At 61.2% G+C, this 12,960-nt stretch carries 13 protein-coding genes and 1 pseudogene; 9 read left to right on the top strand and 5 right to left on the bottom strand.

What is annotated here, in order from left to right; translation table 11 throughout:
• Positions 1-24: 24 nt before the first annotated feature.
• From LAQ58_RS10095 to LAQ58_RS10085, 3 genes are read right to left on the bottom strand one after another with little or no spacing between them, the layout of a single operon-like run.
• The gene (locus LAQ58_RS10095; protein ID WP_224447321.1) at positions 25-546 is read right to left on the bottom strand and encodes a DUF6684 family protein; all 522 of its coding nucleotides are present in this window, start codon (positions 544-546) and stop codon (positions 25-27) included.
• Positions 547-594: 48 nt separating this feature from the next.
• Positions 595-981 (bottom strand): DUF7541 family protein, encoded by a 387-nt coding sequence (locus tag LAQ58_RS10090; protein ID WP_224447320.1) that lies wholly within the window; start codon positions 979-981, stop codon positions 595-597.
• A 51-nt stretch (positions 982-1,032) separates the two neighbouring features.
• Positions 1,033-1,236 carry a VNG_1110C family protein gene (locus LAQ58_RS10085; protein ID WP_224447318.1) on the bottom strand — a complete coding sequence of 68 codons (204 nt, stop codon included), beginning with the start codon at positions 1,234-1,236 and terminating at the stop codon, positions 1,033-1,035.
• Positions 1,237-1,519: 283 nt separating this feature from the next.
• On the opposite strand from LAQ58_RS10085, the gene LAQ58_RS10080 reads away from it, so the two are divergent.
• From LAQ58_RS10080 to artA, 7 genes and pseudogenes are all read left to right on the top strand, one after another.
• The gene (locus LAQ58_RS10080; RefSeq protein WP_224450153.1) at positions 1,520-2,629 is read left to right on the top strand and encodes an OBG GTPase family GTP-binding protein; all 1,110 of its coding nucleotides are present in this window, start codon (positions 1,520-1,522) and stop codon (positions 2,627-2,629) included.
• Between the two features lie 6 nt (positions 2,630-2,635).
• Positions 2,636-3,094 (top strand): TIGR04206 family protein, encoded by a 459-nt coding sequence (locus tag LAQ58_RS10075; RefSeq protein WP_224447317.1) that lies wholly within the window; start codon positions 2,636-2,638, stop codon positions 3,092-3,094.
• A 73-nt stretch (positions 3,095-3,167) separates the two neighbouring features.
• Complete coding sequence (locus tag LAQ58_RS10070) at positions 3,168-4,787, top strand: Na+/H+ antiporter NhaC family protein (protein WP_224447316.1); 1,620 nt, start codon at positions 3,168-3,170, stop codon at positions 4,785-4,787.
• 341 nt (positions 4,788-5,128) lie between these two features.
• Entirely contained in the window at positions 5,129-5,926 is a 798-nt protein-coding gene (locus tag LAQ58_RS10065; RefSeq protein WP_224447315.1) for a VOC family protein, read from the top strand.
• A gap of 560 nt (positions 5,927-6,486) precedes the next feature.
• Positions 6,487-6,552: pseudogene (locus tag LAQ58_RS19090) on the top strand (surface glycoprotein); the annotation flags it as partial.
• 288 nt (positions 6,553-6,840) lie between these two features.
• Entirely contained in the window at positions 6,841-8,640 is a 1,800-nt protein-coding gene (locus LAQ58_RS10055) for a BGTF surface domain-containing protein (RefSeq protein ID WP_224450152.1), read from the top strand.
• Positions 8,641-8,843: 203 nt separating this feature from the next.
• The gene (gene artA / locus LAQ58_RS10050; protein WP_224447313.1) at positions 8,844-9,878 is read left to right on the top strand and encodes an archaeosortase A; all 1,035 of its coding nucleotides are present in this window, start codon (positions 8,844-8,846) and stop codon (positions 9,876-9,878) included.
• 51 nt (positions 9,879-9,929) lie between these two features.
• On the opposite strand, the gene dph5 is transcribed toward artA, so the two are convergent.
• The gene (dph5, locus tag LAQ58_RS10045) at positions 9,930-10,736 is read right to left on the bottom strand and encodes a diphthine synthase (RefSeq protein ID WP_224447312.1); all 807 of its coding nucleotides are present in this window, start codon (positions 10,734-10,736) and stop codon (positions 9,930-9,932) included.
• A gap of 242 nt (positions 10,737-10,978) precedes the next feature.
• On the opposite strand from dph5, the gene LAQ58_RS10040 reads away from it, so the two are divergent.
• Complete coding sequence (locus LAQ58_RS10040; RefSeq protein WP_224447311.1) at positions 10,979-11,308, top strand: DUF7344 domain-containing protein; 330 nt, start codon at positions 10,979-10,981, stop codon at positions 11,306-11,308.
• Between the two features lie 615 nt (positions 11,309-11,923).
• Here LAQ58_RS10040 and LAQ58_RS10035 read toward each other — a convergent pair.
• Entirely contained in the window at positions 11,924-12,274 is a 351-nt protein-coding gene (locus LAQ58_RS10035) for a HalOD1 output domain-containing protein (RefSeq protein WP_224447310.1), read from the bottom strand.
• A 308-nt stretch (positions 12,275-12,582) separates the two neighbouring features.
• Between LAQ58_RS10035 and LAQ58_RS10030 the strand changes: the two genes are divergently transcribed.
• Entirely contained in the window at positions 12,583-12,822 is a 240-nt protein-coding gene (locus LAQ58_RS10030) for a HalOD1 output domain-containing protein (RefSeq protein WP_224447308.1), read from the top strand.
• Positions 12,823-12,960: the final 138 nt, after the last annotated feature.

Raw genomic sequence — 12,960 nt, 5'->3', positions numbered from 1 at the left:
AAAGAAAGATTCGGGTGCCGTCCGTCAGTCCGTCTGCTGGCGATCTGTCGTGTCTGTTTCGACGGTTTCTGACTCGTCGGCTTCGGTCCCTTCGGCCGCCGTCTCCTCGTCCGTCTCGAGGGTCGTTTCGGCGTCCACGTCGGCGTCCGCGTCGCCGTCCGACGCTGCATTGTCGGTCAGTTCGCCGTCGGGTTCGGTCCCCGACTCCAGCGCCTGCGCGTCTTCGTGGTCGTCTCCGTCCGCTTCGGACTCGCCATGCGTCATCTCCGCGCCCGACATCCCGGCCTGACCGGGGTAGTACACCGTCGAGGACTTCTCGGCGCCGGCGATAGCCTTCCCGGAGACGTACGTCAGTATCGCCAGGCCGACGAACGGCACGACGTGGAGTCCGACCATGATGGCGGTGGGGAACAGGTCTCCGCCCCACGGCTGGTAGAGCAGGAAGAGCACGACGAAGAACAGAATGATGAATAGCGGGATCATGTTCACCGTCAGGTCGAGCAGTGTCTCCCTGTCGAAGATTTTGTTCGTGTTCGTGTTCGCCATAGTGGACCGTAACGGACGGCGGTCAAATAGATTGTTGGTTCAGCCCGGTCAGACGGCGAACTCCTGGTCGTCGACGAACACCTCGCCGAAGAGGCCGACGAGCAGGAGGATGACGCCCGCGACGAGGACCGCGTAGCCGCGCTCTGCGAGCTGTACGGCCTCGTTTGCGACCTGTGCGTCGGCGTAGAGCAGAAATCCGCCGAGAGCGAAGACGAGCAGCGCCGAGACGACGAGCGCTCTCCACGGTCGGTCGACGTAGCCCGCCTCTTGGAGCATCCCGGCGCTACAGCCGAAGAACAGCAGCAGTCCGCCGACGGCGACCGAAAAGAGGTTGAACAGGATACCAGCCTCCGCGAGTGGGATGCTGAGTGCGATAAAGAACGGCCACGGGCTAGCCGTCCGATACTGTTCGGAGAGTCCCGGATTCTCGTCCATGTCGGCTCTTGCGGCCCGACGATAAGAAGCGCTTCGGTGGGCGCTCGGCCCCTATCGCAGTCTGATGCCGTGGCGACCAAGGAACTCGCTGGCGGCTTTGATCTCGACCGGACTCCCGATGATGCGACAGCGCGCGTTCTCCCGCGAGAAAACCGTCACCGTGAACTGCGACTCCAACTCCTCTCGGAGGCCATCGAGCGACGTACAGGGGAGGACTATTTGCGTGCTGTCTCGAAGTTTCTCCGGGTTGGGCATCGAAATCAGGCTCGTCGAACCAGTCAACTTTGCGACGTATAACGATACCGAATCGGGATTACGTGGTGAGTTGGTGCTCTCGCGTGCGCTACGCACGCGCAAGAAAAATTTGAGGACTGGAAGGACAACGGGGGGAGAGAGCAGTTCGAGGGCTAGAAGGACAACGAGGGGTGAGGGCAGAAGGAAGAACGAACTTCGAGAGCCGATGGAACGGCGGAGGGGAGACGAGAGCGTCGGCGCGGAAGGAAAGGGTTTTTCGACACACGCGGCGGAACCTACGACGATGGGACTGGAGGAGGAGATCGAAGAGATCCAAGAGGAGATCGCCACCACTCCGTACAACAAGTCGACTGAGGCGCACATCGGTCGACTGAAGGCGAAGCTCTCGGAGAAAAAGGAGAAACTCGAAAACCAGTCCTCCGCGGGCGGCGGACAGGGGTACGCCGTCGAGAAAACCGGCGACGCGACCATCGCGCTGGTCGGCTTTCCGAGCGTCGGAAAGTCGACGCTCATCAACGCGCTGACCAACGCCGACAGCGAGACGGGCGCCTACGAGTTCACGACGCTGAACGTCAACCCCGGGATGCTCCAGTACCGGGGGGCGAACATCCAGATACTCGACGTGCCGGGGCTCATCGAGGGCGCCGCCGACGGGCGCGGGGGCGGTCGGGAGGTGCTCTCGGTCGTCCGGACGGCAGATCTCGTCGTGTTCATGCTCTCGGTGTTCGAGGTCGAACAGTACGAGCGACTCCGCGAGGAGCTGTACTACAACAAGATTCGACTCGACACCGAACCGCCGAGTCTCACTATCTCCAAGCAAATCAAAGGCGGCATCAACGTCACGAGAAGCGACTCCGTCGAACTCGACGAACAGACCATCAAGGACGTGCTCCGCGAGTATGGCTACGTCAACGCCGAGGTCACCGTCCGAGGAAACCCCTCCATCGACGAACTCATCGACGGCATCATGGACAACCGGGTGTATCTGCCCTCCATCGTCTCGGTGAACAAAGCCGACCTCATCGACCGCGACTACCTGCCGACGGTGTACGAGAACCTCCGCGAGGTGGGACTCGACCCCGAGGAGGTGACGTTCATCAGTGCCGAGAAGGAGAAGGGACTCGACGGGCTGAAAGAGGAGATGTGGGAAGCGCTCGGCCTCATCCGCGTCTACATGAACAAGCCGGGCCGCGGAACCGACTACGAGGAACCGCTCGTCATCCGCCGCGGGATGACCGTCGGCGACGCCTGCCGAAAACTCGGCGCGAACCTCGAAGAGCGGTTCAAGTTCGCCCGCGTCTCCGGGCCGAGTGCCAAACACGACGAACAGCAGGTCGGCAAGGACCACGTCCTCGAAGACGAGGACGTGCTCCGCATCGTCGCTCGAAAGTAACGCCGGATGGCGTCCGCTTCCCGCGAACGCGAGTCCGGTCGGACGCCGACGACGCCGCGGACTCTCCTCGTTCTTCTGTCGCTGTGGCTGCTCCCGTGGAGCGTCCTCCTCGTCGGCGGTCGCCCCGCGACGCTCGTCTTTCCGTGGGGACTCGTCGACCCGAGTTCCGGAAGTGTCGTCTCGATCTCTTCGTATCTGTTCGAGTTCACGGGCGGGTTCGGGTCGCTCCCGGCGTACCTCCGGGCGTGGCCCGCGAGCGTCGTCGCCTTCCTGCTCGCGACGACGAGCGCGGCCGTCGGCGTGCTGTTCGACCGCGAGGACCCGCGCGTGACCGGCGGGTTGCTAGTCATCGCCGGAGTCGGCCAACTCTCTCTCGCGCTCGGCTTCGCGCAGGCGGGTGGCCGCCTCGCGCTCCCCGTCGGCACTGCCGCGCTGTGGGCGGTCGGGTGGTGGTTCTACCGCTGAGGTGGCGCGCAACGGTCGTTTCTCTCGCGAGAGAGCAGAACAGCTTTAATTGAGTGCAAAGATGTGACATAGCATGGTATCCGAATTTGGAGCAGTATCACTCATTCCACCGTTGCTGGCTATCGTACTCGCCATCATCACGCGGAAGCCGATACTGGCGCTCTTTCTGGGCGTCTGGTCGGGCGGCGTCATCTACTCCGGCGGGTTGGGAATCGTCCAGACGTTCACGTGGGTGGCCCAGTCCATCGCGCCTCCCGACGGCAGCGTCTTCCACGCTCAGATCCTGATATTCACGCTGCTGCTCGGCGCGGGCGTGACGTTCATCTGGCGGACCGGCGGCTCGCTCGCCATCACGCGGTTCGCGACGAAGCGCCTCGACAGTCAGCGAAAAGCAGGGCTCATGGCGTGGCTGCTCGGCCTCGTCTGGTTCTTCGACGACTACGCCAACACGGCCGTCGTCGGCAGTTCGATGCGCGACATCACCGACGAACTGCGCATCTCCCGGGAGAAACTCTCCTACATCGTCGACTCGACGGCCGCGCCCGTCGCGACGTTCGGTATCTCCAGTTGGGTCGCCTACCAGATTAGCATGGTGCAGGAAGGCTACCAGCAGGCGGGTATCACCGGCGGCGAAGGGGGAGTGCCGACGGCGTTCGTCGCCTTCCTCCAGAGCATCCCGTTCAACATGTACTGTCTGTTCGCCATCGCGATGGTGTTCATCATCGTCGTCACCGGGCGTGACTTCGGCGAGATGCTCGACGCCGAGCACCGCTCGTGGCAGACCGGCAACGTACTCCGCGAGGGCGCAGTTCCGCTCCAGAGCATCGAGGAGAACCTGGGCGAACCGAACGGCGACAACCCGCAGCTACGGATGTTTATCGTGCCGGTACTCGTGTTGGTTGCCGTCGCCATCACCGGTGCGGTGTGGACGGGGTACGCACCCGACCGGACGCTCATCCAGATTGCCGGAAACGCCGACTTCGCCTCGGCGCTCGTCTGGGGGTCGTTCGCCATGGTCGTCGCCGCAATGGCATTGGCGCGTATCTCGGACGTGCTCTCGCTCGATGAGTGCATGGACTCGCTCGTCGACGGCTTCTCCATCATGCTGACTGCCGTCACCATTTTGGTGCTCGCGTGGTCCATCAGCCTCACGACGAGCGCACTCGGCACCGGCGAGTTCGTCACCGGCATCGCACAAGGTATCGTGACACCGACGCTACTGCCGCTGGTCATCCTCTTTGCATCCGCGTTCATCGCCTTCTCCACCGGCACCTCGTGGGGAACGATGGCCATCGTCACGCCCGTAGCGATTCCGCTGGCGTGGGGTATCGGCGGGCAGTCGCCCGAACTCATCCCCGTCGCCGTCGGCACGGTGTTCAGCGGCGCCATCTTCGGCGACCACACCTCGCCCATCTCCGACACGACCATCCTCTCGTCGACGTTCACGGGCGCGGATCACATTGACCACGTGCGCACGCAACTATACTACGCAGTCACCGTGGTGTTCGTCGCGTCGGTGCTGCTTCTCGCCTACGGCATGACCGGTATCACGCCGCTCGCCCTGCTACCCGTCGGACTCGTGCTGTTGGTCGCGCTGGTCTACGGACTCTCGGAACTCGACGCACAACGGAAGGGTCTCTCTCCGCAGGCGGCGCGCCGGACGCGGCAGGAAAGCGACGTCGCCGACGACTGAGCGGCATTCGAGTTTCGCATCCGAGTAGCCCCTCTCGGCCGTCTCCGTCGAGTATGATCCTCGGAGGATATCGGAAGGGACCGGCCGTTTGAGGCGACTAAACCACGTCGAATCGTCAACAGATCCCCCGACCACACGTTCGGAGTGCTCGACCAGACGAGTCGACTATACGGTGAGACGACTATACGGTGAACTGACTGTATGGGGCGTCGACCATGGAGAGGATCGACTATATGGGGAGTGCCGACCGAGTCGCGAAGACGGGACGGTCATTCGAATTGCACCGGCGAGGCGGTTCCGCCTCCGGTATTCTTTTCGACGTTCCGACCCTTCCCCCAGATATGTCCGGAGTACTCGATCATACGATGATCCGCGTCGGCGACTTGGAGGAGTCGCTCGAGTGGTACAAGACGAACCTGAACTACGAGGAGAAGGACCGCTGGGAGGCCGACACGTTCACCAACGTCTACATCGGTCCCGAGGAGATGCACGAAGAGGGCGCGATGCTCGAACTGACCGAGAACCACAACACCGACGAGTACGACGTTGGCGACGCGTGGGGACACATCGCCGTGCGCGTGCCCGAGGGCGAACTCGAAGACGCCTATCAGGAACTGATGGACAACGGCGTCGAGGACTACCGCGACCCCGAGTCCTGCGGCGGACGGTACGCGTTCGTCAAAGACCCCGACGGCCACGAGATAGAGATCGTCAAGCGCGACCCGGAGCTCGGCGCGCGCTGGAGCCTCGACCACACGATGATCCGCGTCGAGGACGCCGACGAGGCGCTCGGCTTCTGGACGCGGAAGTTCGAGTACCAGCACACTGGGCGCTGGGAGTCCGACACCTTCGCGAACTACTTCGTGAAGCCCGAGGGAAGCGCGGAAGAAGCGATGGCCGTCGAACTGACGTACAACTACGACGGCCGCAGCTACGAGATGGGCGACGCGTGGGGCCACCTCGCTGTCCGCGCCGACGAACTCTCCGAGTACTGGGAGACGCTGATAGAGCGCGAGGCCGACGACTACCGCGACCCCGCCTCGTGCGACAACAAGTACGCGTTCACGACGGATCCCGACGGCCACGAGATAGAGGTACTGGAGCGCGACTTCGACGCCGACTCGCTGTTCCCAGCATAATTAACTCGCCGTTCTCGACGTGGTCGCGACCTGGCGTAGTTTCGCTCCGCCCTCTCGCAGGCGGAATCCCGATTCTTCGTGGTGCGGACCAAGTATGGTCGTCCACGCGTACACGTAGACATATACACGCAGCCGAACGCGGACCTCGATGTACACGATAATTGAGACGAACGTCCACCGAACCACACAGTTTGGTTTAGAAATTAATCCGGCACCCGCCTCGACGACCCACTTTTCGCATATTCCGGTAAACCTCCGGTTTTTCGGGTGTCAGGCGGTAAAACCTCGGATTGGAGCTATCAACAATTGAAGAAGTCAGACACAAAATACTTAACCCTGTATCTGCAGCAGAGGCGCTCTCCCTCCTGAATTCGGCCGTGTGACTGATTGACAAATCCCGTTATTTACCACAAAGCATTTATAATGAGAGGATAAGCATTTGAGCGTACCCCTACCCATGGTGGCATCGACGAGTATCCCTCGCCAAGTCCGGCACTCCGCTGGGCGTTTCGGTATCCAGGCACGGGCGAAAGTGGTTGTCGCCGACTAAGCACAAAACCATGACACAAACAACACAGAAGTTCCGTGCAGTATTCCTTGCTGCGCTGATGGTGTTCTCCGTTTTCGCGGGGACCGTCGCGTTTGCAGGAACGGCTGCTGCGGCAAATGCTGCTGACGCTGATTCAGACCTCAATTCTGGGAGTCTGTTTTACCAGGGTCAGGAGCTCTACGTTGACAGCGGTGAAAGTACAGAAGTAAGCTACCAAATTCGTACCGTTGATGACGGCTCCCTCGGTTCGACCGTCTACTCGTTCACTACGGATGCAGACGGTTCGGCCATCATCGACACCAGTTCCCTCGGAACCGGTTCCTACGCACTCGTTGAGGCTGACAACCGTGGTACGCCTCTCTCGGTGACTGACGGGACTGTTGATAGTGACCAATCTGGTACCACTCTCAGCAGCGCTTCCTTCGACGTCACGGAGCAGGACATCTCTGCCTCCTTCGAGGAGGAGACGATTGACGAGGGCAGCGAGACGGAGCTCAACGTTGACTCCGCCGTTCGATCCGAGTTCGACCTCGTCGTCGAAGCAGAGGGCCTAGACAACGACGAGATCGCCGCCCTCTTCGAGGGTAACGAAGTCGAAAGCCCTGGAGCGGAAGACTTCCAGGTCACTGAGAACGACGACGGCGACGTTGTCCTCCAGAACTTCAACAAGGGCGATGACTACACGGCTGACTTCTCTGATGTCAGCCCTGGCCAGTACAACTTCACGTTCTCGGTCGCTGATACGACCGCAGAGGACTCCACGTCCATTGAGGTTGAGGAAGTCACCCAGTCTGTCTCGCTCCCGAACAGCGTGAACGTCGAATCCGGTGACACCGCGACCTTCCAGGTCCAGATGGATGACACGACAGAAGCCGACATCCTCATCGGTAGCAACGACGACGGCTACGTCGTCAACGCTACCGTCGTCGACGAGGACGAGGACGGCGTTGCGAACGTCACCATCAACACGTACAACCCGACTGAAGCGAACAACTACGGTCTCTCGGGCGACGACGACTCGTCTGTCACCGCCTTCAACAACGAGAGCAACATCGGTGTTTCTGGCATTCTCGACACGGCCAACTACGACATCGAAGCAGGTCCGTCCGGTTTCGCTGACGACAGCGATGTCGACTCGACGGACGTTAGTACTCTCGCTGTGACGGAGAGCTCCATCCAGGATGCTCAGTCGTGGACTGCGCCCGCTGGTGCAGTTGACAGCGATAATTCGCGTGAAGACGTCCTCGAAGCTATCGAGAACGGCGAAATCACGCAGTCCGACACGGTCGCTGAAGACGACATCGCAGTCGTCCAGATTCAGGGTTCCGGCTTCTTCGGAGCTCTCGAACGTGGCGACACGGACGACCTTACCATCACCGTTGAGGAGATGAACCCCGGTGCAAACCGTGAGGCTGCATCGACTGAGCTGACCGCAGAGGACGTTGTTCTCGACGACGAGAACAACAACCTCTTCGTCGTCGTCGACACGGAATCTGAAGAGCTCACCCGCGAGAACGGTGACACCGTCACGTTCGACAGCGGTAAAGAATTCAACGTCTCGCTGACTGCAAGTGGCGACCTTGTCGAAGATGACGACGTCACTGTCGGTTCGACCTTCGAGGTTGTCGACCGTGAGGCAACGCTCAACACCAACGACAACGATGTCGTTGAGGTTGCTGCCTCCGAGAACGGTACGGTCGAGGGCGAGACCTCGATCGCGCCTGGCTCCGAGATCCGCATCCGCGCGCAGAGTGAGTCCGGTGCATCTAACACGTTCGTCGAAACGCAGACTACGACGGTCAGTCAGAACGGCACGTTCAACGCGTCCTTCGACTTCTCTGACCTCGAAGCAGGTACGAACTTCACGCTGTCGCTCAACGACCAGGACGGCTCTGGTTTCGCTGGCGACACCGAGTACGACGCGACCATCGTGAACGGCACGCAGACTGGTGGCGAGACGACGACCACCACCGAGACGACTGAGACGACGACGACGGAAACCACCACCGAGGAAACCACGGAAACGACCACCGAGGAAACCCCCGAGGAGACCACGACTGGTGGAGAGCAGACCACGGAAACTGACACCCCCGGCTTCGGTGTCATCGTCGCTCTCATCGCGCTCATCGCCGCTGCGCTCCTCGCGGTCCGCCGCGACAACTAAAGTAGACTCTAACGAGTCTGCTTTCGAGCGTTAAACGCTGAACCACCGGGACCGTTCCCGGCCCTTCTTCCTTTATCGAACTTATACCCACGAGCGACGGCTGCGTCGTCCGGTACTCGAGACACTCAGTCACCGAAACCGTTCGTGCGCCCGCCCTATCACAGACGACAAGGGATTTATCGGCGCACGCGAAGGATACGGGTATGCCCGGCGTCGTTCCCTCCGACCCCCTCGCGTGGGTCGCCATCGCGTTATTCGTCGGCGGCGCGCTGTTCGAGCGCGCCAACGTACGCCTCGCACGCTACACGATGGTGAGCGCGTGGGTCGCTTTCGCGCTGTTCTGGCTCAATCTGTTCCCGCACTTCGCGTTTGAGCACAAATCCTACATCGAGGGAGTTCTCAGCCTCGCGGCCGTCCCGCTCAGCCTCTACGCGGGGCTGTTGCTGCATCGCGGCCGCGACACGCTGTTCGTGCTCTCGCGCGCCGTCGCGGTGATGGGTGTCGTCTACCTCCCCTTCGAGACGATTCCAGCGATAACCGTCGGCGCGACAACGATCCCCTCCCCGCGCGAGGTGCTCGTCGAAATCGTCGCCGCCCAGACCGGCTACCTCATCAACCTGCTCGGCTACCACCCGACGCCCATCGTCGGCCCGGAGGGATACGACAATACGTTCCGGTTCGTCCACTCCGACGGCCACAATCTGGAGTTCTCCGTCGTCCTCGCTTGCACTGGCATCGGGAGCATGGCCATCTTCGCGGGTCTCATCGCCGCCGTCCGCGCGCCGCTGGGTCGAAAAATCCGCGCGCTCGCCATCGCCATCCCCATTATCTACGCGCTGAACCTGCTTCGGACGACGTTCATCGGCATCGTCTTCGGCAAGCAGTACATGCAGTGGTTCGTCGACGAGGTGCTGCTGCTGTTCGGCTCGTCGGACCCGTACATGGTGTCATTTTTCCTCTCGGACCGCGTCATCAGCCAATTGCTCGCCGTCGTCGCGCTCGTCGGCATCACCTACCTCGTCATCCGCGAACTCCCCGAGTTACTCACCGTCATCGAGGACGTGCTGTACATGCTGACGCGAGAAGAGTACGACCTCCACGGCGCACTCGACGTCTCGCAAAACGCCGAGACGCGGCGACAGATGCGACCCGACGGCGGGCGTGTCGATAGCGACGGTGAGTACAATGGCGGCGAGGGCGGCGATGGCAACGCCAACAAAGGTGATGGTGACCGGTAGCAAACTAACCTGAATCGACGCGTTACCGCTGTCGATCTCGTCTCGTCGTGCTTAGTACGTGTTTTCGTCGACGACTTCCGACGGCACTCCGCCGAACGACTCCAGCGCCTCAGCCTCCAGATCGTGCAGCGACGCGGGGATGACGAGCATGTGCAGCGGGTCGCCGAACTCACGCTCGGCCAGCGCCGAGAGGCGGTCGGCGGCGACGACGGGGTCGGGACTCCCCGCGCGGGCGACGACGACCCCCAGCGCGTCGCCGTCCCAGTCGCGGGCGAACTCCCCAGCGGCGAAGTCGCCGGTCATATACTCGTCCTCGGCGTCGACCCCGGCGCGCTCGTAGCCGACCTTGATGTCGAGGTAGACGAGCGTGTGGAGGCCGCGCTCGCGGTTGTCCTCGAAGGTGTCGACGACGCTCCGAGGGGTGCCGTCCGCGCCGTGGGCGTACGGAAACGGCAGCGTCGTCGCTTTTCCGAACCGGTAGTTCTGCAAGCCGGTGAGTCCGCTCGCCGCCGACTGCGCGGTGACGCCGTGGACGATTCGCGTCTCGATGCCGCGCTCGTGCGCCCGCAGGCGCAAGTCGACGTGCGTCGTCGAGATCATCGTGTCCCCGGCGGTGAGAAACGCCGCCTCGCCGTCTTCAGCGGCATCGAGAATCGCCTCGGCGTCCTGCTCGACGCCCGCCCGGTCGCGAACCTCGATGTCGACGCTGTGGTGGTCGGCGAGTTCCTCAACCGTCGTCCCGATGAGTTTGCTGGTGTAGAACTCCGCGAACGCTCGATCTGCGCGCCGAAGCGCCTCCCGTCCCTCGACGGTTATCGACTGCTCGTCGTAGAGACCGAGTCCGATGAACGTGAGCATGGTCGGAATCGGCGACACGCCCGCATAAACCGTCTGCATCGGGGGCGTCGCTCGGCCCGCGGCACAGGTCGATTCGCGACGGAGGAGCGCTGACGTTTGAGTGACCTCTTCGCGCCTCGAAGATAGTCATCAGAATTTCATTTTCGTACTGTTAAGAATTTAAGTTAGTTATTTGAAGACACGCAATGTTGATACATACCGGCGTCGAACTCACTCGTAGAGAGTCACCGAACGAAAACTCCATGGATGATCCTCAGAACCGTTTGCCCGTCCTCGACCTACTCCTGACCGCGTTGAGCGACCCAACCCGCCGTCGAGTCCTCACGTTCGTGAACCGGGTTGCGCCCGACGGAGAGGAGGTCTACACCGAGCGCCTGATTGCCGAAGTCGGCACCGAAAACGACAGAGAGCAGCTGTACCATGTCCACCTGCCGGAACTCGACCGCGCTGGGTTCGTCGACTGGGACCGAGAGAACGAGGTCGTTCGGCCGGGAGTGTTGTTCGACGAGGCGACGCCGCTGCTCGACCTCGTCGAGCGAAACCGCGACGAACTACCGTACGAGTGGCCTTGACCGGACGAAGCGGGTTCGATTCGGAATTTCGCGAGCGGGCCGACTGTAGCGTCTCTACCGAAGTACCACTGGCTCTGCCAGTGTATCGTCACGGGTCGCAGTGGATGAGATCCTCCTCCAGGCAGGCGGGTCGATGTCGAACGGGTCGAAGACCGTGCTAGCGGTGACGACAGCGTCTCCGAGGCCGAAGGCGTGCTCTATGGGACGCACGGACTCCTCAGACCTGTCGGCCGCAACGAGTACGTGTTCTCTCACGTGGTCGGTTGCGGCGATTAGCTAACTCGCCGATGCGAACCGCCGACCAGTTCTCGTCTGGGTAAGTTTTATTTTTCACTAGCTGAGTTAGAAATACATAGATGACAGCGGTTACACCTCACCGGGAGCCGAGCCGCACAAAAAGACACCCTCGGCGACCGAGCGAAGAACTCAAACTCGGCAATCCTCCACGAACCACGGTCGAAGACGGAATCAGCGAGGAACAGGTCGAGTGGCTCCAGCGATTAGTCGATGCCAGACGGAAAGACCGCAAGCCGCAACGGGAGCCGACCAACTGAACGATTTTCGAGCTGAGAGCTTATCGTATCTGTAGTCGGGTACCGAAACGTAATGGCGTTGCTACGCGGTCGGTCTCTCCGACTGCGACTCGGAAGCCTCTGGCAGCGAAATCTCACGCTCGAAAACGGCCTCGCCCGACCCGTAGAGTTGGACGTCCCATCCGTTCGTGATGAACCCCACGGACAGACTGGTCGACTGGGACTTGAACATCATGTTCAGCGAATCGGTCTCGATATCGCCAAACATCGGGTCGAGGTCGAGCGGGTCGCGTCCCTCGATGGCCGCGATCGACATGATGATAGCCGTAGACGTTTCCCCATCGGCCATCGCTTCCGTCAGGTCTATCGCGTACGTCGGGACCGAGATGCCCGGCGAGGTGATTGGTTGTGGAATTTTACCCGTAGTAGGCACATAAGACTGTAGGAAACAAGATGAGATAAATTATCCGGTGTCTACGTTAACTCCAAGCAAGCCTGCCGCAGTCGTGACAGGCCGTACAGCCACCAACCGGCATGGCGTTTTCAGAGCGTACTCGCGACGCTGCTCGGCGAACCCAGCCATCTACTGCTGTTCTCTTAGTGGGCAGAGTGGATGGGCCCTTCCACAACGTTGTGAGCGTATGCTTTCGCTCAACCGCGTGTGACCGCGCCGGTACAATTCAATTCAGCGGGAACGACTGTCCCATACTTTTTGTAAGTTCTTTCCGCATAGAGCAGTGTATGAGCCTATCATCACCCGTGTCAATCACAAAGGAAGTGATACACCGGGTGGCTGAGTGTGAGAACACCGAGCCGAAGAACCTCGACCCACCGCTGTACGAAGTCGTTGACCCGGACGCGCTGGAGACCATCTTGCTGGACGAGAGGACCGAATCCGACATCCGAGTGGAGTTCACCTACTGTGGATACGATGTGTTGGTCACCAAAAATGGGGTCGCCGACATCACCCTGAACGATTAAACCCGGTCAGACACGCCGTTCTCACCGAATTACACGTTTCCTTTTAGCGTATCCGATAAGCGCTTATAGTACGGCAGTGTCTCATCAGTGGCGACTCCGAGAAAGGGGTCTGCCCCGTAGTAGGCACACGGACAGACT

Origin of the sequence: Haloprofundus salilacus (genome assembly GCF_020150815.1) — an archaeon.
Taxonomy (GTDB): Archaea; Halobacteriota; Halobacteria; order Halobacteriales; family Haloferacaceae; genus Haloprofundus; species Haloprofundus salilacus.
The sequence above is the reverse complement of the archived record's forward strand: the minus strand, read 5'-3'. Positions and strand labels throughout refer to the sequence as shown.